Origin of the sequence: Staphylococcus pasteuri (genome assembly GCF_030547725.1) — a bacterium.
Classification (GTDB): domain Bacteria; phylum Bacillota; class Bacilli; order Staphylococcales; family Staphylococcaceae; genus Staphylococcus; species Staphylococcus pasteuri.
In genome coordinates this window covers 83,330-105,878 of record NZ_JAUOQO010000008.1, presented here as the reverse complement: position 1 = coordinate 105,878, position 22,549 = coordinate 83,330, and the positions used below count along the sequence as shown (strand labels likewise).

The following is a 22,549-nucleotide window of genomic DNA, read 5'->3' as shown; positions in this document are numbered from 1 at the left end:
ATTACTTTTCAATTCGTTTCGATTTAATAAATGGCATCATATCACGTAGATCACGGCCAACTTTTTCAATTGGATGACCAGCTTGTTCTTCACGCATTCGATAAAATTCTTTAAATCCATTTTTATTATCTTCAACGAAACTGTTAGCAAATTTACCGTTTTGAATATCTGTTAATACGGCTTTCATATTTTCTTTAACATCTGGCGTAATCACACGTGGACCAGATACATAATCACCGTATTCGGCTGTATTTGAAATTGAATAACGAACATTGTCCATTCCGCCTTCATACATCAAATCAACAATCAATTTCATTTCATGTAATACTTCAAAATATGCAAGTTCAGGTTGATATCCAGCTTCCACTAGTGTTTCAAAACCACTTTGAATTAATTTATGAACACCGCCACAAAGTACAGCTTGCTCACCAAATAAATCAGTTTCAGTTTCTTCTTTAAATGTAGTTTCAATAACGCCAGCACGTGTAGATCCGATACCTTTTGCATAACTTAATGCGATATCTCTAGCATGACCAGTTGCATCTTGTTGTACTCCAAATAAGGAAGGGACAGCGCTACCTTCTTCAAATGTACGTCTTACTAAATGACCAGGGCCTTTTGGTGCTACTAAGAATACATCAACATCTTCGGGTGGTTGAATAACACCAAAATGAATATTGAAACCATGTGCGAAAGCTAGGGCATTTCCAGATTCTAAATTTGGTGAAATTTCATTTTTATAAACATCACCTTGAATTTCATCAGGGATGAGTACCATAACCACATCTGCTTGTTTAGTTGCTTCATCTACAGGTAATACTTCAAAGCCATTCTCCTTAGCTTTATCAAAAGAACGTCCAGGGCGGATACCAATAACAACATCATATCCATTGTCTTTTAAGTTTTGTGCATGTGCATGACCTTGTGAGCCATAACCAATTACTGCAATTTTTTTACCTGCTAATGCGTCTGTTTTTACTGTTTCGTCATAATATACTTTAGTCATAATAAATTCCTCCAAAATAATTTAAAAATTTGAAATATTCCGAAAATTTTAAGTCAATTAACTAGTGATGATAGCAGCTCGTTTAAGATACTGTTTTTAATGAACACTAGCGCATCAAAGGTTAATCATAATTTATGCTGAATGTTGCTCTACACTTAAAACATTAATTTGTTGTTTAAGCTTATTTATTAAAATATTTAATAACTCTTCGTCATCAATATTAACAATGAGTTCCATATCTGAAACGTTAGGGTCATCATTACGTTTTTTAACGTGTAATTCTTCGATATTATACTGTAATCTAACAAATGCACTTGTAATTCTATTTAATGTACTTACTTGATTCATTACTTCTAATTTTAAATGTCTTCTCATTAGTATCCCTCCATTTCGTGATTTGCTTTACCACTTGGAATCATAGGATTTACTGGCTCGATTGGAGAGATACGCACTTCGATAAGTGCCGGACCATTATAGTTGAAAGCTTCATCGAGTGTTTCTTTAAGTTGATTAGGTTTATCAATTAAGAATCCTTTAACTCCATATGCTTCGGATAGTTTCATAAAATCAGGTTGATCATTAAATACAGAATGGGAGAAACGTTGATTAAAGAATTTATCTTGCCACTGTTTAACCATACCTAATGTACCATTATTAATTAAGACTATTTTAATATTTAAGCCGTATTCAGGCAGTAAAGCCATCTCTTGATTAGTCATTTGGAAACCACCATCACCAACGAAACAAACAACAGTTTTATCAGGTCTGGCTAGTTGGGCGCCAATTGCAGATGGAATACCGAATCCCATTGTACCTAGACCACCACTAGTAACCCATTGACTGTGACTTTTGAATGGATAAAATTGAGCTGCCCACATTTGATGTTGACCTACGTCAGTAGTCACAATTGCGTCGCCATTCGTAATATGTCCAATATATTCGATAGCTTCTTGAGGTTTGCAAAATGAGTCATTGTTATCTTTTTCATATTTGAAAGGGTAACTTGATTTGTTAGTTTCACAAGTTTGCAACCAATCATCATGATTTGGTACTTGAACATTAGCGTTTTCTAATTGTTCTAATACATTTTTACAATCTGCAACGATACCTAAATCTGTATCTATCACTTTATTTAATTCAGAAGGATCAATATCTACATGAACGATTTTTGCATTTGGTGCAAATGCATCAGGTTTACTGGCAAGTCTATCGTCGAAACGACTACCTAAATTAATTAATAAATCACACTCTGTTAATGCCATATTACTTGCATATGAACCATGCATACCTCCCATACCTAAAAATAGGGGATGATCGTATGGTACTGCACCTAAACCTAATAATGTTGTGACAGTAGGGATTTTATGTTGAGTTACAAAATTTGTTAATAGTTCATTAGATTTTGAATGATTAATTCCAGCTCCAGCTAAGACTAGAGGCTTTTTAGAGCTATTTAAATAAGATACTAATGTTTCAATATCATTTGAATCAGCTACTGTGTTGACTTGATATCCAGGTAAATCAACAGTTTCAGATAATTCTACATTAGTCGACAAAATACCCATATCTTTTGGAAAATCAATGACTACTGGTCCTTTTCTACCAGTATTTGCGACATGAAAAGCCTCATGAACAATTCTAGGAATGTCTTCTACTTTTTTTACTTGATAGTTTTGTTTAGTAATAGGGGTAGTCATTGATAATAAATCAGCTTCTTGGAATGCGTCTTTACCGATACCAGGTGTAGCGACTTGTCCCGTAAATACAACTAAAGGTAAAGAATCACTATAAGCATCCGTGATTCCTGTTATAGCATTGGTTGCTCCAGGACCACTAGTAACGACTACGACACCTGTTTTACCTGAAACGCGTGCATATCCTTCGGCAGCATGTGTTGCACCTTGTTCGTGCCTTGCTAAAATATGTTTAATTTTACCATCGTAAAATGTGTCATATAAAGGTAGTACTGCACCACCAGGATATCCAAAAATAAATTCTACATCTTCATTTTGTAACGCTTCAACTAACAATTCAGATCCTGGTCTCATTTTATTTAGTGTTTGGTTTTTCAAGTATTCAGGTTTACTAGATTCTGCCACTTTCATAGTGTCGATAGGTTGGTTTGATTCTGAAGTATTGTGTTCTGGCATGTCACTTAATTTAGTCATGAAAATCAACTCCTAATTTTAGATAAGGTTTTCGGGTACTTGCATGATTCCACCCGTATTAGCACTAGTTACTAATGAAGTATAACGTGCAAGATATCCTGTTTTAACCTTTGCTTTAAATGGTTCTAGTTGTTCTCTACGGCGGTATAATTCTTCTTCAGGTTGATCAACGTTTAAAGTTCGGTTAGTTAAATCAATTGTGATTTCGTCTCCGTCTCTGATTAATCCAATTGGCCCACCTGAAGCTGCTTCTGGAGAAATATGTCCTACAGCAATACCTCTTGTTGCACCTGAAAATCTTCCATCGGTAATTAATGCAACGTCTTTACCTAAACCTCTCCCAACAATTGAAGAAGTTGGAGCTAACATTTCTGGCATTCCAGGACCACCTTTAGGCCCTTCGTATCTGATAACTACAACATGACCTTCGCGAACAGTATGGTTATCAATTGCTTCAACAGCTTCATCATGTGAATTGAAACAAATTGCTTTTCCAGTAAATGTTTTAATAGATGGGTCTACCCCTCCAACTTTGATAACTGCACCTTTTGGAGCTAAATTACCGAATAAGATAGATAAACCGCCTTCTTTGTCATAAGGTTTTTCTAGTGAGTGTATAACATCAAAATTTTTAATTTCTTTACCGTCATTATTTTCTCTTAATGTTTTTCCGGTTACTGTAATTCTATCTGGGTGTAAAGTGCCTTCTTTCTTCATTAGTTCATTGATAATTGCTGGAACTCCACCAGCTTCATGAACGTCATGCATAGAGTATGATGAACTTGGAGCAATTTTAGATAAATAAGGTGTTTGCTTTGCTACTTCATTAATTCGTTCTAAATCGTATTCAATTCCAGCTTCATTAGCAATTGCAAGTGTATGAAGTACTGTATTAGTTGAACCACCCATTGCCATATCTAATGCGAAAGCATCATCAATAGCTTCTTTAGTTACGATATCTCTTGGCTTGATGTCGTTTTTAATATTTTCTACTAATCTAAATGCAGCTTCACGAATCATTTCTCTACGCTGATCACTAACTGCTAGGGCAGTGCCATTATATGGTAAAGCTAACCCAAGGACTTCCATTAAACAGTTCATTGAATTGGCTGTAAACATTCCAGCGCATGAACCGCAAGTAGGGCAGGCATTTTGTTCCATATCTAGAAATTCTTCTTTAGAAATAGAACCTTCTTTGAAAGCACCAACAGCTTCAAACATTGATGATAAAGTTAATGCTTTACCTTGGGCAGATAAACCGGCTTTCATTGGACCACCTGAACAGAAGATAGCTGGTACATTTGTTCTAACTGCTGCTAGTAGCATACCAGGTGTGATTTTGTCACAGTTTGGAATATAGAAAACGCCGTCAAACCAATGAGCATTGATGACTGTTTCTGCTGCATCAGCAATGATTTCTCTAGAAGGAAGAGAATACCTCATTCCAATGTGTCCCATAGCAATACCATCATCTACGCCAATAGTATTAAATTCAAAAGGAATAGCGCCTGCTTCTCTAATAGCTTCTTTAGCAATGTCTGCTAGTTCTCTTAAATGTACGTGGCCTGGAACGATATCGATATATGAATTACAAATAGCAACGAATGGTTTGTTCATATCAGTTGGATTTTGAAGTGCGCCCGTTGCGTGTAAAAGACTTCTTGCTGGAGCTTGGTGATCTCCTTTTTTGATCATGTCGCTTCGCATAATTAATTCCCCCGTGTATTATTTTAGAAAAATAAAAAACGCCCCAAAATTTTTTGGGACGTTCATAAGTCCCATTCAATTACAAATAGGACTTAAACATTTAGTAAAAGGATTAATTACTAAAGTTCCAGCCCTTGAGAGTATAATAAAATAATATTGTTTGAAGTTGTCGTTGAATATTGATATGTGTGATTAGTCATTTTATTATACTCCCTTCCCTGAATGGTAATTTATTCTGAATAGTTTGAATTGTTTTAAAATTTATAAACTTAATTTACTACATAGAGAAAAGCGTGTCAATAATATTTTAGAATTTTCTTACAATTCATTTTAAAAAATTGTTAATCATGTTAACGAAGAAATTAGCGTCAAAATTTGTTACACTAAATAAGTTAATAAAATTCTTGGAAAATGAAAAACATTAATAGGAGAATGGCCTATGATTAATATTAAAGACAAAGATGAAATGAAACAATTTGCTAACCAGTTAGTTGAGTTAATTGAACCAAGCGACTTAATTTTATTGAATGGAGATTTAGGTGCTGGAAAAACGACACTTACACAATTTATTGGTCAAGCTATGGGTGTTACACGTACGATTAATTCACCAACTTTTAATATTATTAAATCTTATAAAGGTACAAACTTAAAGTTGCATCATATGGATTGCTATCGATTGGAAGATTCAGAAGAAGATTTAGGATTTGATGAATATTTTGAAGATGAGGCTCTTACAGTGATTGAGTGGAGTCAATTTATCAAAGATTTACTACCAAAAGAAGCTTTAGTTATTAATATAAAAGTTATAGATGAAAGCCAACGTCAAATTACACTTGAAGCTGAAGGCAATCATTATATTGCTATGAAGGAGGCACTTGAACAATGAAATTATTGTTGATAGACACTTCCAATCAACCTTTATCAGTTGCCATTACAAACAATAATGAAACAATTGCTGAAATTAATAATAATTCCAAAGTAAATCATTCAGTGCAGCTCATGCCTGAAATCCAACGTTTGTTTGAACAAAGTGGTATTTCAAAACATGATTTAGATGGAATTGTTGTTGCAGAAGGACCAGGATCATATACTGGTTTAAGAATTGGTGTGACTACTGCAAAAACACTTGCTTACGCATTAAATTGTAAATTGTACGGTGTATCTTCATTAAAATCACTAGCAGCTTGTATAAAAGAAGATTATCGACTTTTAGTACCAATATTTGATGCAAGACGTGAGGCAGTATATACGGGTATTTACCAAAGACAAAGCGATGGAACATTAGAAACTATTTTAGAAGATCAATACATTTCTATTGAAGATTTAAAATCAAAATTACATGAATTTAATCAAAAATATCTATTTATAGGACAAGATACTTCTAAGTTATCTCATTTATTAGAAGGGGACTATATAGATCAATTACCACAAGCATCTGTGATGAGTGAACTTATTAGTCAACCTGCTGATATTCATAGTTTTGTTCCAAAATATCATAAAATAACTGAGGCAGAGAGAAATTGGATAAACCAACAAAAGAACAGTTAAATATAAGAAAAATGAGTATAGATGACGTTCCGTCGGTGTTTGACATAGAAAGAAATAGTTTTAACGATAGTTCATGGACAATTGATGCATTTTATCATGAAATTGAAAAGAATGAGTTTGCAAATTATTTTGTCATAGAATTTGATAATACTATCATAGGATATTTAGGGTTATGGATAGTGATTGATCAAGCACAAATTACTACTATTGCAATTACTGAACAATTTAGAGGTTATGGTTTAGGGCAACTTCTATTAAAATATGTTATGAATTATGCAAGTCACAAATGTGAAGTGATGAGTTTAGAAGTAAGAATAGATAATATAGTAGCGCAACATGTTTATCAAAATCTAGGATTTCAATATGGTGGTAAACGAAAAAATTATTATGGAGAAGGGCAGGATGCATTAGTGATGTGGGTGAATTTAAGTGAATAATAACCAAACTTTGATATTAGCAATAGAGACAAGTTGTGATGAGACAAGTGTAAGTATTATAAAAAATGGAACAGAGATATTATCGAATACGGTTTTAAGTCAAATAGAGAGTCATAAACGTTTCGGTGGAGTTGTGCCTGAAATTGCAAGTAGACATCATGTTGAAGGGATTACAACAACGATTGATGAATCTTTACAAACGGCTAATGTATCTATGAAAGATATCGATGCTATAGCTGTAACTCAAGGACCAGGTCTTATTGGAGCATTACTTATTGGCATTAATGCTGCAAAAGCTTTAGCGTTTGCATATGATATCCCACTAATACCTGTTCACCATATTGCTGGACATATATATGCTAATCATTTAGAAACACCGCTCACATTTCCACTCATAGCCTTAATTGTTTCAGGTGGCCATACAGAATTAGTTTATATGAAAGATCATTTAAATTTTAAAGTAATAGGTGAAACAAGAGATGATGCAGTAGGTGAAGCATATGATAAAGTAGCTCGCACAATTGATTTACCTTATCCTGGTGGACCTCAAGTTGATCAATTAGCAGCTAAAGGCCAAGACACTTATCAATTTCCTAGAGTTTGGTTAGAAAAAGATAGCTATGATTTTAGTTTTAGTGGATTGAAAAGTGCAGTCATTAATCAATTGCATAACCAACGTCAAAAGGGACAAGATATAATTCCAGAAAATGTAGCAACAAGTTTTCAAAATAGTGTTGTAGAAGTAATAACTACTAAAGCTATTCATGCATGTAAAGCTTATAATGTTGATCGACTAATTGTTGCTGGTGGCGTAGCCAGTAATCGTGGCTTGAGAGAAAGTATAGCCAGTCAGTGTGAACAAAATAATATTCAATTAACAATACCAGCACCAAAATTATGTACTGATAATGCAGCAATGATTGGTGCTGCAGGTCACTATTTATATTTAGCTGGTAAACGTGGAGATATGGCTATGAATGGCCAAAATAATATTGATATAGAAGATTTTACAATAGAATCAAATTTATAAAACAAAAGTCAGTAGTGAGAGAAAAATAATTCTCAAACTACTGACTTATTTTATTGATCTTCAACTTGTTGTTTAGCACGCTTATATATATCGTTAGGAAATTGAGTCAGTCTCAATAACTCTATTGCATTTCTAGTATTCGCCTTACCTGGTTTAATTTTAAAATCGAAATCAATAGAATCATTCTTAATAGACTCATTAAAGTGATAATTAATGAAACTTGGACTTAATAATGATGATAGTTCAATATCATGTGTTGCCGCTAGAACATAATAGTTCGGTATATTATTTAAATAGGTTAATACCGATTCAGAAGCGGCAATTCTTTCTGTTGTGTTTGTGCCTTTAAATATTTCATCTATAAAACAATATATTTGTTTATCAGTTGAAATATTAAATAAACGTCTAATGGATTTAAGTTCAGCCATAAAATAACTATCTCCAGATAGAACATCATCTGCATTAGCCATCGAAGTGAATACTAAGCCAGGTAGATATTTAAATTGAGAGGCTGTAGCAGTCTCTATTGATTGGGCTAAAATTAAATTAAGTGCCACTGCTTTCATAAAGGTAGATTTACCAGAAGCATTCGAACCAGTTAATAAAATATTTTGATTAATAGATAAATCATTCGGTACAGCATCTGTAATTAATGGATGCGTTAAATCTTCAAAATCACATAAATAATGTTGTGTATCTTGTGATTGTATTATTTCAGGTTCGCAATATTCATCTAAAGTTTCTTGATATAAAGAAATAGCATAGTGATTATCTAACTGACCAATATAATCATAACAATTTAATACTTCTTCTAAATATTTATAATAACTATTTTGTATAATGTGAAAGATTGTATAATCTAGCATGAAAACAGTTTTAATTAATAAAATAAAGGCAGATGCAAAATCGCCACCTTCTATTTTTACTAATAAGCCACTTAAATAGCGAGCACTTTTAAAATGATTAAAGTTTACATTTAAATCTGGTGTTCCTTCAATTTCAGTTAATTTCTTACTTTGACTTAAAATATTTGCAGTATAAAAAATAGTTTTCAAATCTTGCTCATAAGTCTTTTTTAAACTCACAGATAAAATAATATTAAAAACACAAGCTAATACGAGTACCATAATTCCATTAGATGTATTAATAAACGTATAGACTAAAGCGATAATTGGTAATAATGGTGCAAACATAAATAAGATGTTGCCCTTAATTGATCGGGGAAGTGAGGATACACACTTTTACCAATTTGTGCTAAATGGAAAGCAACTTGATTTCTAAATGAACGATTATGCTTAAAATAACGTTTTAATTCTTTATTATTTGCTTTAAACATACCACGTAAAGTAGCATATAATCTCATTTCACCAATGGCTGTAAAGTTAAAATTCATAGATTGAAATAATGCATCCATATTTAAATCTGACCAAGTTTTATTATCTATAAGCGAATTTTCATCATAATTAGAACGATATGTTTGATATTGATAATCATATCTGGCATTAGGTCGAATAAAATTTTCTAATTTTTGACGATTGGGCCATAATTGATTAATTTTTGTAACGAGTTGTTTTTTATTAAAAATCGCAGAAATAATACTCACTATTGTAGTTAATAAAACAACACCTAACACAAATAATAGAAATAAACGGACATCATCCATAAAAAAGCTCCTTTATGTATTATTAAGGTAATTATTTCATATCATTATTTAAGAAACAATGAAGTATGTAATGATTATATTAATTTAATGTCAATAGGGAACATGCGTACTTATCAACAAATAGTGCACAACTTGTGGATAAGTAGTGTTATTTACTGTGGATATTAGCTAATTTTTTCTGAATAACTTAAAAAATGAGTAACATATTACCTGTGGATAACTAGGATAACTCTGTGGATAGCTATGAATAAGGGGACTTTTAATGTTAATAAATATCAATTCAATAATTAGAAAAAAGACACTAAAATGTAGAAAATCCACATTTTAATGTCTGATAGTAAAAAGGATATTTATAATTTTTCTTGTAATTCTTCCCATTCAATCATAGCCTGTTCTAATTCTTGTTCGGTATTAGATTTTAGTTCAGCTAGTTCATTTGCTTTAACAGGATTACTATATACTTCAGGTTGCATCAATTCATTATCAATAGACTCAATTTTAGTTTCACAACTTTCAATTATCTGCTCTCGTTGCTCAATTTCACGTTCAATTTTGCGTTGTTCTCGACGACGTTGTTTTTGATCATCGTATGAATTTGTCATTGTTTGGTTATTATTTTGTTGATGAACGGACTGGGATTCTTTATCCTCTTGGGCTTTTAAAGCGGCTGCTTCTTCTGTTTTATCAATATAGTATTGATAGTTACCTAGATACATTTTGCCACCATCATGATCTAAATCAAATACTTTATTAGCTAGTTGATTAATGAAATATCTGTCATGAGAAACAAAGATGATAGTCCCTTCAAAATGCTCTAGCGCTTGTTCTAACATTTCTTTTGAATCTATATCTAAGTGGTTGGTAGGCTCATCTAAAATTAAAACATTATCACGTTGTAACATTAATAAAGCAAGTTGAAGTCTTGCTTTTTCGCCACCTGATAAATCATTTATAATTTTTTTGACATCATCTTGAACGAATAAGAATCTACCTAATACGGCACGAATATCTTTTTCATTCATATTTGGATATTGATCCCAAACATAATCTAAAATAGTTTTATTTGATTTAAACTCAGCTTGTTTTTGATCATAGTAACCCATATTTAAATTAGCACCATATGTGATGTCACCTGCCAATTTGGATTGACGATTGGCAATTGTTTTAATTAAAGTCGTTTTACCAACACCATTAGGTCCAATAATGGCAATATGGTCTCCTTTTGAAACCTCCATTGTGATAGGTTGGGTAATAGGCGTTTGATCATAACCAATTTCTAATTGTTTGATATGCATAACATCATTACCAGTATTTCTATCAAAACCAAATTGAATATTAGCACTTCTAGCATCAATCATAGGCTTGTCGATGCGTTGCATTTTTTCTAATGTTTTACGACGACTTTTTGCCATTCCACTTGTAGATGCACGTGTAATATTTTTTTCAACAAACGTTTCAAGTCGTTTAATTTCTTCTTGTTGTTTTTCATATTCTTGCATACGTTTTTCATAATATTTATCTCTTTGTTGTATAAATTGTTCATAGTTACCTATATAGCGTTTTACTTCACCTAGGGCTACATCATAAACTTGAGTAATGATTTTATCTAAGAAATATCTGTCATGACTGATTATGACAATTGCACCTTTAAAGTATCTTAAATAATCTTCTAACCATTTTGTTGTTTCTAAATCAAGGTGGTTAGTAGGTTCATCTAGTAATAGCAAATCAGGTTCATTAAGTAACATTTGTGCAAGTGATAATCTTGTTTTTTGACCACCACTAAAATCATTAATAGGCTTATCAAAATCTTCTTCATTAAAATTCAAACCGTGAAGGACTGTTTTAATTTTACTATCATATTGATAGCCTTCAAGTTGTTCAAATTGATTAGATAGAGATTCATATTTTTCCATATGTAATTGATAGTCTGGTGTATCGTAATCTCCAGCATGCTTAGCTAACCAATCAGTTTCTTCTTTAATAAGGGATTCAATATTTTTAATATGTTCAAATGGTTTCGACATCTCTTCATAAACAGTGGCATTTGAGTCTAATGTCATTTGTTGAGTTAAATAGCCGATTTTAAGATTTTTAATTTTTGAAATATGACCACTATCATAATCTTCAGTACCTGCTATAATTTTCATAAGCGTTGACTTACCAGCACCATTTCGGCCAACTACACCTATGCGTTCACCAGTTTTAACTTCAAAATCAACGTTAGTAAAGATATCTTCACCATCGAACGATTTAGATATGTCATTAAGTTGTAAAAGTATCATCCGACTTCACCTTTCTATATTAGCGATATCATTATAAACTATTAATATAGTTTGATATGTTTAAAAATTTGTTAATCATATTATTCTTTATTTTACAGTATTAAGTCATGTCTTGAAACTAGGATATTTATTTTTAAATTTTATTAATGTATAATTAGCAAGTATTCATTGTAAACAATTATTTGAAATTTTATTATCGCAAACATATTTGCGTTGATTTAATAATAATTGTACCAGTTATAGCGTCGAAGGGAGACTTATAAAATGGCAAGTAACGTTAAAATTCCTCGAGCAACTTTAAAACGTTTACCATTATATTATAGATTTGTAAGTAATTTAAAAAGTAAAGGAATCGATCGTGTTAATTCTAAAACGATTAGTGAAGCATTACAAATAGATTCAGCTACGATTCGTAGGGATTTTTCATATTTTGGAGAATTAGGTAAAAAAGGATACGGTTATAATATTGATAGTTTAATTGAATTCTTCAAAAAGGAAATTAACGGAAGTAATGATATTAAAATTGCTATAGTCGGCGTAGGTAATTTAGGTCGAGCGCTATTAACGTATAACTTTTCTATACATGATGAAATGTCTATTACTGAAGCATTTGATGTAGATAAAAATGTTATAGGCGAACAAGTAGGAAAAGTAGTAATTAAAGATAGCAGAACTATTAAGGAAACACTAAAAAGCTTGGATATTGATGTAGTTATTTTAACTACACCTGAACATGTAGCACAAACTGTAGTAGATGAACTTGTTGAATCTGGTGTTAAAGGAATCATGAATTTCACGCCAGCAAGACTTAACACCCCTAAAGATGTACAAGTGCATCATATTGATTTAGGTATTGAATTACAATCATTGTTATTCTTTATGAGAAATTATGATTAATAAAAATATGATTTAGGAGGCTGTGAAATGACTAATAAATCAATATTAGAAGTGGGATGTACTTATAAAGCACATCTACCTTCATTAATATACATACCTGGTAAGTTAGTTTTGTCAGAGCAAACGATAGTATTTAAATCATATTATACAAATCATAATCCACTCAATTTAGAAATTAATGTAAAGCAAATGATTCGTTATGAAGTCAGAAAAGGCTTATTAGGTTATAAATTACTTATATATTATAGAAATGAATGGTTTAAATTTAGTCATTTGAAAGCTAATGAATTAAAAGAGCTTGTTCAACAAATAGATGATCTGCAATCATAATAGCTAGTTCACATCTTATCAATAGATAGGGTGTGTTTTTTTATGAGCTTTGAACAAAAAGAATTAATTTAATAATGAAATATTAAATTATAATCTTGAAAAAGAATACTTAATTGGATATAATACCTAGTAAACTTATCGGAAAAGAGTGATAAAATGATTTGGATGATAATTAGTGGTTTAATTGTTGGACTTTTGTTAGGTTTCGTTATGCAAAGAACCCGATTTTGTTTAGCCGGTGGATTTAGAGATATGTATGTACAAAAGAGTAATAAAATGTTTTACGCTTTACTCATTGCAATCTCAGTACAAAGTATTGGTTTACTCATATTAACTAGTTTAGGATTACTTACTGTGCCATCCCATACTTTTCCAGTAATTGGTACAGTAATAGGTTCCTTTGTATTTGGAATTGGAATTGTATTAGCCGGAGGATGTGCTACAGGAACATATTATCGTGCAGGAGAAGGTTTAATTGGTAGCTGGATAGCACTTATTTTATATGCATTAACAAGTGCAATTACTAAAACAGGTATTCTTTCACCAGTATTAAATTTCATTAATAAGCCTACAAATGTAAATGCGAGTATGTCCGAAACATTACACATTCCACATTGGATTTTAATTGTAATATTGGCTATCATTACAATTTATTTTGTTACTAAAACGCTTAGAAAACCTAAAGTTGCAGTACCAAAATTAAAACAAAAATATACAGGCTTAAGACATTATCTATTTGAAAAAAGATATCACCCATTTGCAGCTGCAATCGCAGTAGGATTAATCGCTTTATTAGCATGGCCAATGAGTAGTTCAACAGGTAGAAATCATGGCTTAGGTATTACTACACCATCTTCAAATATCGTAAACTTTCTAATAAGTGGTAATACAAAATTCGTAGATTGGGGAGTATTGCTGGTTATTGGTATATTCTTAGGATCTTATATTGCCGCAAAAGGTTCTAAAGAATTTAAATGGCGTTTACCAGATAAAAAAACAATTAGAAATAGTGCCTTAGGTGGTGCGTTTATGGGCTTTGGTGCGTCTGTCGCTGGTGGATGTTCAATTGGTAATGGTCTAGTTGAAACAGCAACAATGAGTTGGCAAGGTTGGATAGCACTTGGCTCTATGATTATAGGTGTTTGGTTTATGAGTTATTTTATTTTTGTTAAACCTATGAAACAATTACAAAAATCTACAACTAAACAGCCTAAAACGACATTACAACAGCATACACAAACAACTTAAGGAGGAAATAACATGGTATATGAATTAGGTACAGTAGGAATGGTGTGTCCTTTCCCATTAATAGAAGCACAAAAGAAAATGACTGAATTAGATTCAGGTGATGAATTGAAAATTGATTTTGATTGTACTCAAGCAACAGAAGCAATTCCAAATTGGGCTGCTGAAAATGGTTACCCTGTAACTAATTACGAACAGCTAGGCGATGCTTCATGGACGATTACAGTTCAAAAAGCTTAATTAAATAGATTTCAAAAGGAACGAGTATCCAATGAAAGATGCTTGTTCCTTTTTTCTATTTTATATTGGAATTTAATTTTATAGGTCATATTTTCTAACATGCTATGAAAGGAAATATGACCGATTTTTGCTATTTCTTTGAAAGTATTAGTAATATATTTTCAAAGGAGTGATCATATGAATTTAAATGATACAATGTTTTTATTTTTATGTACTTTATTAGTTTGGTTAATGACACCGGGATTAAGTTTATTTTACGGTGGTTTAGTACAATCTAAAAATGTATTAAATACAGTAATGCAAAGTATGTCAGCTATTATTATTGTTACTTTCGCATGGGCAATAATAGGGTTTAGTTTAAGTTTTAGTAAAGGAAATAATTGGATTGGTGGTTTAGAATACTTCGGATTAAACCATGTTGGATTCGATATTTCAACTTCAATTGATGCACATATACCGTTATCGTTGTTTATGTTATTCCAAATGATGTTTTGTACCATTTCTGTATCTATATTATCGGGTTCAGTAGCTGAAAAAATGAAATTTATTCCATATCTTATATTTGTATTTATATGGGTGATTTTAGTATATAGTCCTGTAGCTCATTGGGTTTGGGGAAAAGGCTGGATTAGTCAATTAGGTGCTTTAGATTTTGCAGGAGGGACTGTTGTACATATTACCTCAGGAGTATCAGGTTTAGTATTAGGAATAATGATTGGCATTGGAAAGAAACAAGAAAAGCCCACACCTCATAATTTACTCATTACATTAATAGGCGGGATTTTAGTCTGGATTGGTTGGTATGGATTTAATGTGGGTAGTGCTTTTACATATGATAAAATTGCTGCTGTTGCATTTGTTAATACAGTTATAGCAGCAAGCGCGGGTGCATTTGGCTGGTTACTAATTGAATATAAAATGAAAAAAACAACAAGTTTATTAGGATTATTATCTGGAAGTCTATCTGGTTTAGTTACAATAACGCCAGCAGCAGGCTATGTTAGCTATATAAGTAGTATGTTTATTGCGATGATAGGTGGCATTATTTGCTATATTGTAATTAATTATACTAAAGTCAAACTCAAATATAATGATGCATTAGATGCCTTTGGAATTCATGGTATAGGAGGTATTTTGGGTGCTATTTGTACAAGCATATTTCAATCACATCAAGTGAATGATTCAATACAAAATGGATTTATTTATAGTGGAGACTTTAAAATTTTAGGTATACAAATATTATCCGTAATAACAGTGATTGCCTTTAGTGGCATCATGACGTTTTTAGTAGCTAAAATAATCAGAATATTCACACCATTAGCGACGACACCTACTGAAGATCGAACAGGTTTAGATCAATTAGTACATGGAGAAAATGCTTATTTTTACGGAGAATTAAATAAATTTAATAGACATATTAAAAATTAGAATAAGATTAACTTGATATTAAGTAGAAGTATGAAACACATTTCTATTTGGTTAGTAAAATATTGATTGGAACTCACTTATCATATTTAAATTAATAGAATAAATAGGTATTTAAAGCGATTACATATGTGATAAAATAGTACTAAGTTTTCCAAAATATGATAGGTGAGTAATTTATATGAAAAATATATCTGATATAGCGAAGTTAGCAGGCGTATCTAAAAGTACCGTTTCAAGATATTTAAATGATGGTTCTGTTAGTAAGAAAACACGACTAAAACTAAGTAAAATCATTAATGAGCACGATTATCAACCCAATCAATTTGCACAAAGTTTGAGAGCAACACAGACACATTTAATTGGAGCTATTATTCCAAGAATGAATTCATATGCTGTAGATGAAACCATTAAAGGTATCGTTTCGCAATGTCATCAACACCATTATCAATTATTATTGAACTATACTGGGTTACAGATTGAAGCGGAAATAGATGCTATAGAAACATTATCACGCAGTAAAGTAGATGCCATCATATTAATGGCAACTGATATTACGGAGAGTCATTTAGAAGTTATTGATAAAGCTGACGTACCTATCATTATAGTGGGACAAAATTATCCAGGCTTACATAGTATTACACATGACGATTATCAAGCTGGTTTATCTGTAGGAAATTGGATTGGCCAAAGACAACCTCATCATGTGCACTTCTTTAGTGTCACTGAAAATGATATCGCTGTAGGTATTCACCGTAAAAATGGGTTATTAGATGGATTGGCAAGTCATCAAATCAAACCAAGTATTTTTGAAACGTCATTCAAATATGAAAATGCTTTAGAAGATGTACAACAATATTTGTCTCAAATAGATAAAGTTGACGTACTCGTTGGTGCTACAGATGCGATTGCATTAGCAATTCATAAATATAGCTTTAATTCTGAAAGAAATTGTAAACCTACTATCATTCATGGATTTGGTGGGGATCCGATGACTCAAATTGTTTCACCTTCAATTCGTACGATTCAATTTAATTATTTTGAAGCTGGTAAACGTGCAATGACTGAAGTAAGACAATTAATAAAAAATGAAAAAACTGAAGAATCAGTGGTTATTCCAGTGAAATTATAAATTTTATTTAATTCATATGGAACCGATACCAGTAAAAATGATAAAATATTAATGTCATTTAAAGTAAACGATATCGAATAAAACTAACAATTAATATTAATATATTTAGGGGGATATGAATGAAGGAATGGACTAGAGAAGAGCGTTATCAACGTATGGAAGATATTGATAGCGACAAGTTATTGGAATTAAAACAACAAACACAATTATCTCCATATAGACAAACTTATCATATTCAACCAGAGATGGGATTATTAAATGATCCAAATGGTTTAATATATTTTAATGGAAAATATTATATTTCTCACCAATGGTTTCCGCTAGGTGCAGTTCACGGATTGAAGTATTGGTATAATTATACGAGTAAAGACTTAGTACACTTTCAGCCTGAAGGTGTTATATTAAGCCCAGATACAAAATATGATAGCCATGGTGTATATAGTGGTAGTGCCTTTGAATACCAAGGACATCTTTATTATATGTATACAGGTAATCATCGTGATCATGATTGGCAAAGACAAGCAACGCAAATGATAGCTAGACTTAAAGATGACGGTACTGTAGAAAAGTTTCCTAAACCAGTCATTAGCCATCAACCTGAAGGATATACAAGCCATTTTAGAGATCCTAAAGTATTTAGTCATAATGATAAATATTACGCAATTATAGGCGCACAGACAAATGACGAATTTGGTAAATTATTACTATATCAAACTACAGACATAGTGAATTGGCACTATCTCGGCGAAATCAAAACAAAATTAAATCAATTTGGATATATGTGGGAATGCCCAGATTATTTCGAGTTAGATGGACATGATGTCATAATGTTTTGTCCACAAGGCATTGAAAGTGAAGAAGATAAATATCAAAATATTTATCAATCAGGTTATTTAATTGGAGATTTAAACTTTGAAACACTTAACTTTGATCACGAAGCATTTTTAGAGTTAGATAAAGGCTTTGATTTTTATGCACCACAAACATTTTTAGATGAAAATGGACAACGTATTTTAATTGGTTGGATGGGATTACCAGATACTACATACCCAACAGACGAAGAAGGTTGGGCACACTGTCTAACACTTCCTAGAGTATTAAATATTGAAAATGGTAAATTAAAACAACGTCCTATTAAAAACTTAGAAAAGTTACGTTACAACAAAGAAACAGCTTTAGGATATGCCAATAAATTCACAACCAAATTACATCCATATGAAGGTAAGCAGTATGAATTGATTATAGATATTTTAGAAAATGATGCTTCAGAAATTTATTTCGAATTAAGAACATCTAAAAATCAATCAACTGTGATTTCATATAATAAGCAAATGAATACTTTAACGCTTGATCGTACCGAAAGTGGTTTGCTACCTGGTAATGTTGAGGGTACAACTCGTAGTACGAAGCTAGATTCATCACTATCACAATTACGAATTTATGTTGATACCTCAAGTATTGAGATTTTCTGTAATGATGGTGAACGTGTATTAACTTCAAGAATATTCCCCGATAATAACGCAACAGGCATTAAAACATCTACAGAATCAGGACAAGTTTATCTACAATTTACTAAATATGATTTGAAAGGTGACAATCAATGAGACGTTTATTCGCAATAGGAGAAGCATTAATTGATTTTATGCCAACTGTGACAAATAAAGCTTTAAAGGATGTTGAACAATTCTCACGACAAGTTGGAGGGGCACCATGTAACGTTGCATGTACTGTACAAAAGCTTGGTGGACATGCAGAAATGATAACTCAATTAGGCAATGATGCGTTCGGTGATATTATCCTTGAAACAATTAATGACATTGGTGTAGGTACACAATATATTGAGAGAACTGATGAGGCTAATACAGCCCTTGCATTTGTAAGTTTAAAAGAAGATGGTCAAAGAGATTTCTCATTTTATCGTAAGCCATCCGCAGATATGTTATATGATGCAGATAATATCGATAAAATACAAGTTACTAAAGAAGATGTACTACATTTCTGCTCAGTAGATTTAGTAGAAAGCCCAATGAAAAAAGCACATTTAGCATTAGTTGAAAAATTTGAACAGGAACAAGGAACAATTATTTTTGATCCTAATGTAAGGTTACCATTGTGGGATAATGAAGATGATTGTCGAAAAGCAATTTTAGAGTTTATACCGAAAGCACATATTATTAAAGTTTCAGATGAAGAAATTGAATTTATAACTGGCGAACAAAATGAGTCAGAAGCAATAAACTCGTTATTTAAAGGAAATGTTAAAGCAGTTATTTATACAAAAGGGCCTAATGGTGCATCTATTTATTTAAAAGATGGAACTGAAAAACATCAAAATGGTGTGAAAGTTAAAGCGATTGATACGACTGGTGCAGGTGATGCATTTATTGGGGCTGTCATTAGTAAAATTTTAGAACAACAAGCAATTGATATTCCACAATTGTTTAAAAATTACGGTGACGAAATTTTAAAATTTAGTAATAATGTCGCTGCACAAGTAACGACAAAATATGGTGCTATTGAAAGTATTCCAACATTAGCTGATATAGAAAATCAATTATAGAATATACAAAAAAACCATCCGTATAGTGATTACGGATGGTTTTATCATTTAATAAAATAGAAAAGGTGTACTAGATTTTTTTAACATTACGAACAGATGCATAACAATGTTCTTTGTTTTTGAAATAGACAATACGTTCTTTTGAATCAATCGATTCTATGTTTCTTCGATTAACTACAAAACTATTGTGGCATCTAAAGAAGCGGTCATCTAATTGACTTAATTCTTTAAGATTACCATAAAATTCGATTTGTCTATTATCTAAATGGGCGATTAAACGATGTGATTTACTAGATGATTCGAAAAACATAATATCGTCATATTGTACATACACTGAATTACTTCCACGTTTTAATTCGATTGTTTCAACATTACTTTCTTTTGATAATAACTTAAGTCTTGTGTGAGCGGTTTCTAAACAATCAATAATTCGCGTTTTCAGTTCTGCTGGGTCATCTTTAAATATGAAATCCATCGCTGCCACTTTGTATACAAAGGTGAGGTATGTTAGTTCGCTATGACTTGTAACAAATATAATATTACCAACAGGGTCATGTTTGCGAATTTCACTACCTAATTTAATGCCATTAATATCTGCTTCGAGTTGGATATCTAAGAAATAACAACCGATATCATTCATTTCTTTTGATTGCTCAAGCACTTCATAAGGATCATCAGTTGCGAGAGCAAGCTCCATAGGTTTTTCCTCAATCATAATATAATTTTTAATAATTGAAGTCATATTCTCTCTTTGTTTTGGATCATCTTCGCAAATGAAAATTTTCATAGTTTCACATCCTTATGATTCTTTCTCTATAATTTCAATTTTTTGAACAAAAAAGCTATTTTCTATGACTGTATCTAGCAGTACATTTTCATTATTGTCAGTAATTTCTTTTAAGGTTGATAAACCTAGTCCACGGCTTTTTCCTTTTGTTGAGAAACCTTCTTCAAATAACTCATGTACGCGTGGAATATCATCATCACATTTATTCATAATAATAAGTGTGACAGATTCTTCTTCTTTGAAAAAGGCGATACGTATTAATGAATCATCAAGCGGTTCAGAGGCCTCAATGGCATTGTCTAAAGTGATGCCAATAATTCGACTTAATTCTATTGTATTCATATCAATACGCTCTATATTATCTGGAACCTCGATACTGATCGCTATTTCTTTTTCTTGAGCCTGTAGAATTTTTGTTGTAATAAGACCTTTAATTTCACGAACTTTTAATTTTTCTATACCATTAAGTTTTAAAGAACGTGTTTGTAGGTTATCTTTCATCGGTACAATTTGTTCATTAAAATATTGACGCAAGCCTGGCATATCATCCTCACGAATAAATTCAGACATCGTAGAAAGAATATTAACATAATCATGTCTAAACTTACGCATTTCATTATTAATGGATTCTATCTTTAAAGTATATTCATAATACGTTTCAATTTCTTGAAGGTTACGTTTGTAACGCATTTCTCGTAGAGTGAACATGGATAGAATGAAAATAATAATACTTAAAAAGATGATTAATCCAACGAATACAATTGCATATAATCTTAAACTATTAGGTGCACTCATGTCAGTTTGTGAAATTATGTAAAAGAACACAAAAGAAAATGATAATACAACAGAAATAATAGTAATATATGTTTTATTTAACGAAAGATAAGATTCTTTTAGTTTTTTGAATAAAGTTCTAATAAAATAAGCTAATAGTAAAGCAATAGAATAAAATAAAATGAAATGAAATATAACTAATAATTGACTTTTTGGAAAAATATTAACCATTGTTAGATAAAAACTTACAGCCAAGAAGTTTGTTAAATACATTATTAAATTACTTAGTAGTACAATAATTACTGAGTATAATTTAACTTTAAAATAGTAAAAAACTATCATTGCCAAAACTATAAAAATTAAGCCGGCTCTATCAAAAAAGTAGTAAATAAATACTGAAGGGATTATAACCCCTAAAATGATTAAATAATCCCTTAAATAAAACTTAATATTAATAATAATTTTAGATACTAAAAATAATAAAGCGACTTGCAAAGCTGCAGCTGGTAATAAATTTATTGCATCCATACAGAGCACACTTTCTATTTTAAATTATTCGAATAATTGACTTAATTCTTCCGGTACTTCTGGTTCATCAAAATATGCAGAGCAAGGATTTGCTCCAGCTACTAATCCAACAAATTCCATTATTGATGTGAAAAATTTTAAAAATAAATTAACTAAAGTTTCCATAGTATTAATCCTCCTTAGGGAAAAAGATAGGTAGTAAAGTTGTTGATTCGACAATTAATCCAAATAAAATTAATTGTGAATATGGTTCTTTAACTATAAACGAAATAATAACTAATAACATATATAAAACAATGGAGAGTATTCGTTTCCTTTTCACTAAGCGTTTAGGTATAGGTTGTTTTTTTGTTGCAGCAGGTGCATAAGTAATTACAATGAAATATCCGATTAACGCGAATAATAACATTGTAAAGTGACCTATTGATAACTTCACAATTAACCATGGCATAATAAGAAATATTAATATGTTTTGTATATGACATAATATAGAAGATTTAGCGTGTGCTCCGTGAGCGTAAAATCTTAAAATCATATACGCAATATGTGTTACAAGGGTGTACCAAAACACATGGAATATTAAAGCCAATCCATAGGTTACGATAAACTTAGCAATGTTACTTACGACAACTTGCATACCTAAACGAACTTTTAGAAATTGTATACGATCCAAGTTATTTCTTTGTTGCAAGTAGTTGGCAAATTGATCAATTTTTGTATCTATTATTTTCACTTGTTCACTACTCTCCTTGAGTATCATTATACAATTTTGTGCAACTCTTTTTGG

At 31.4% G+C, this 22,549-nt stretch carries 21 protein-coding genes and 1 pseudogene; 12 read left to right on the top strand and 10 right to left on the bottom strand.

Annotation, left to right across the window (positions count from 1 at the left end; translation table 11 throughout):
• Nucleotide 1: 1 nt before the first annotated feature.
• The 4 genes from ilvC to ilvD all read right to left on the bottom strand — a co-directional run bounded on the left by ilvC (nt 2) and on the right by ilvD (nt 4,881).
• Nucleotides 2–1,006 carry a ketol-acid reductoisomerase gene (ilvC, locus tag Q4528_RS10130; protein WP_017638117.1) on the bottom strand — a complete coding sequence of 335 codons (1,005 nt, stop codon included), beginning with the start codon at nt 1,004–1,006 and terminating at the stop codon, nt 2–4.
• A gap of 132 nt (nt 1,007–1,138) precedes the next feature.
• Entirely contained in the window at nt 1,139–1,381 is a 243-nt protein-coding gene (locus Q4528_RS10125; protein ID WP_017638116.1) for an ACT domain-containing protein, read from the bottom strand.
• A complete protein-coding gene (ilvB, locus tag Q4528_RS10120) occupies nt 1,381–3,174 on the bottom strand; it encodes a biosynthetic-type acetolactate synthase large subunit (protein WP_046467604.1) in 1,794 nt (597 codons plus the stop codon). The genes Q4528_RS10125 and ilvB overlap by 1 nt, the downstream gene beginning before the upstream one ends.
• Nucleotides 3,175–3,192: 18 nt before the next feature.
• Nucleotides 3,193–4,881, bottom strand: a complete 1,689-nt coding sequence (ilvD, locus tag Q4528_RS10115) for a dihydroxy-acid dehydratase (RefSeq protein ID WP_017638114.1) — start codon at nt 4,879–4,881, stop codon at nt 3,193–3,195.
• Nucleotides 4,882–5,320: 439 nt separating this feature from the next.
• Between ilvD and tsaE the strand changes: the two genes are divergently transcribed.
• Genes tsaE through tsaD form a run of 4 tightly spaced genes read left to right on the top strand, consistent with a single transcriptional unit; the run spans nt 5,321 to nt 7,896 of the window.
• The gene (tsaE, locus tag Q4528_RS10110; RefSeq protein WP_017638113.1) at nt 5,321–5,767 is read left to right on the top strand and encodes a tRNA (adenosine(37)-N6)-threonylcarbamoyltransferase complex ATPase subunit type 1 TsaE; all 447 of its coding nucleotides are present in this window, start codon (nt 5,321–5,323) and stop codon (nt 5,765–5,767) included.
• Nucleotides 5,764–6,429 carry a tRNA (adenosine(37)-N6)-threonylcarbamoyltransferase complex dimerization subunit type 1 TsaB gene (gene tsaB / locus Q4528_RS10105; RefSeq protein ID WP_017638112.1) on the top strand — a complete coding sequence of 222 codons (666 nt, stop codon included), beginning with the start codon at nt 5,764–5,766 and terminating at the stop codon, nt 6,427–6,429. The genes tsaE and tsaB overlap by 4 nt, the downstream gene beginning before the upstream one ends.
• The gene (rimI, locus tag Q4528_RS10100; RefSeq protein ID WP_046467602.1) at nt 6,402–6,866 is read left to right on the top strand and encodes a ribosomal protein S18-alanine N-acetyltransferase; all 465 of its coding nucleotides are present in this window, start codon (nt 6,402–6,404) and stop codon (nt 6,864–6,866) included. Before tsaB ends, rimI begins: the two co-directional genes overlap by 28 nt.
• Entirely contained in the window at nt 6,859–7,896 is a 1,038-nt protein-coding gene (tsaD, locus tag Q4528_RS10095; RefSeq protein WP_046467601.1) for a tRNA (adenosine(37)-N6)-threonylcarbamoyltransferase complex transferase subunit TsaD, read from the top strand. The genes rimI and tsaD overlap by 8 nt, the downstream gene beginning before the upstream one ends.
• A 50-nt stretch (nt 7,897–7,946) precedes the next feature.
• Here the strand turns inward: tsaD and Q4528_RS10090 are convergent.
• Together Q4528_RS10090 and Q4528_RS10080 are read right to left on the bottom strand one after the other, a co-directional pair.
• Nucleotides 7,947–9,559: pseudogene (locus tag Q4528_RS10090) on the bottom strand (MutS-related protein).
• 350 nt (nt 9,560–9,909) lie between these two features.
• Complete coding sequence (locus tag Q4528_RS10080; protein WP_029056072.1) at nt 9,910–11,844, bottom strand: ABC-F family ATP-binding cassette domain-containing protein; 1,935 nt, start codon at nt 11,842–11,844, stop codon at nt 9,910–9,912.
• 264 nt (nt 11,845–12,108) lie between these two features.
• Here Q4528_RS10080 and Q4528_RS10075 point away from each other — a divergent pair, with 264 nt between their 5' ends.
• The 8 genes from Q4528_RS10075 (at nt 12,109) to Q4528_RS10040 (ending at nt 19,673) form a co-directional block, all read left to right on the top strand.
• Entirely contained in the window at nt 12,109–12,741 is a 633-nt protein-coding gene (locus Q4528_RS10075; protein WP_046467599.1) for a redox-sensing transcriptional repressor Rex, read from the top strand.
• Between the two features lie 27 nt (nt 12,742–12,768).
• Nucleotides 12,769–13,071 carry a hypothetical protein gene (locus Q4528_RS10070; protein ID WP_303521431.1) on the top strand — a complete coding sequence of 101 codons (303 nt, stop codon included), beginning with the start codon at nt 12,769–12,771 and terminating at the stop codon, nt 13,069–13,071.
• A gap of 156 nt (nt 13,072–13,227) precedes the next feature.
• Nucleotides 13,228–14,319 (top strand): YeeE/YedE family protein, encoded by a 1,092-nt coding sequence (locus tag Q4528_RS10065; protein WP_029056070.1) that lies wholly within the window; start codon nt 13,228–13,230, stop codon nt 14,317–14,319.
• Between the two features lie 12 nt (nt 14,320–14,331).
• Nucleotides 14,332–14,556 carry a sulfurtransferase TusA family protein gene (locus Q4528_RS10060; protein ID WP_002452012.1) on the top strand — a complete coding sequence of 75 codons (225 nt, stop codon included), beginning with the start codon at nt 14,332–14,334 and terminating at the stop codon, nt 14,554–14,556.
• Between the two features lie 177 nt (nt 14,557–14,733).
• Nucleotides 14,734–15,984: an ammonium transporter gene (locus tag Q4528_RS10055; RefSeq protein ID WP_303521426.1), complete on the top strand. Its 1,251-nt coding sequence runs from the start codon at nt 14,734–14,736 to the stop codon at nt 15,982–15,984.
• 178 nt (nt 15,985–16,162) lie between these two features.
• Nucleotides 16,163–17,113 carry a LacI family DNA-binding transcriptional regulator gene (locus Q4528_RS10050; protein ID WP_046467596.1) on the top strand — a complete coding sequence of 317 codons (951 nt, stop codon included), beginning with the start codon at nt 16,163–16,165 and terminating at the stop codon, nt 17,111–17,113.
• 119 nt (nt 17,114–17,232) lie between these two features.
• The gene (locus Q4528_RS10045; RefSeq protein WP_303521423.1) at nt 17,233–18,717 is read left to right on the top strand and encodes a sucrose-6-phosphate hydrolase; all 1,485 of its coding nucleotides are present in this window, start codon (nt 17,233–17,235) and stop codon (nt 18,715–18,717) included.
• Nucleotides 18,714–19,673, top strand: coding sequence for a carbohydrate kinase family protein (locus tag Q4528_RS10040; protein ID WP_046467594.1), 960 nt, complete (start codon nt 18,714–18,716; stop codon nt 19,671–19,673). Before Q4528_RS10045 ends, Q4528_RS10040 begins: the two co-directional genes overlap by 4 nt.
• A 70-nt stretch (nt 19,674–19,743) precedes the next feature.
• Here the strand turns inward: Q4528_RS10040 and agrA are convergent, their stop codons facing one another.
• Genes agrA through Q4528_RS10020 form a run of 4 tightly spaced genes read right to left on the bottom strand, consistent with a single transcriptional unit; the run spans nt 19,744 to nt 22,495 of the window.
• Nucleotides 19,744–20,460, bottom strand: a complete 717-nt coding sequence (agrA, locus tag Q4528_RS10035) for a quorum-sensing response regulator AgrA (RefSeq protein WP_017638099.1) — start codon at nt 20,458–20,460, stop codon at nt 19,744–19,746.
• A gap of 12 nt (nt 20,461–20,472) precedes the next feature.
• Nucleotides 20,473–21,762, bottom strand: a complete 1,290-nt coding sequence (agrC, locus tag Q4528_RS10030; RefSeq protein ID WP_046467593.1) for a quorum-sensing sensor histidine kinase AgrC — start codon at nt 21,760–21,762, stop codon at nt 20,473–20,475.
• Nucleotides 21,763–21,786: 24 nt separating this feature from the next.
• On the bottom strand, nt 21,787–21,927 hold the full coding sequence (gene agrD / locus Q4528_RS10025; RefSeq protein WP_046467592.1) for a cyclic lactone autoinducer peptide AgrD: 141 nt from the start codon (nt 21,925–21,927) through the stop codon (nt 21,787–21,789).
• Nucleotides 21,928–21,931: 4 nt separating this feature from the next.
• On the bottom strand, nt 21,932–22,495 hold the full coding sequence (locus Q4528_RS10020; RefSeq protein WP_046467591.1) for an accessory gene regulator AgrB: 564 nt from the start codon (nt 22,493–22,495) through the stop codon (nt 21,932–21,934).
• Nucleotides 22,496–22,549: the final 54 nt, after the last annotated feature.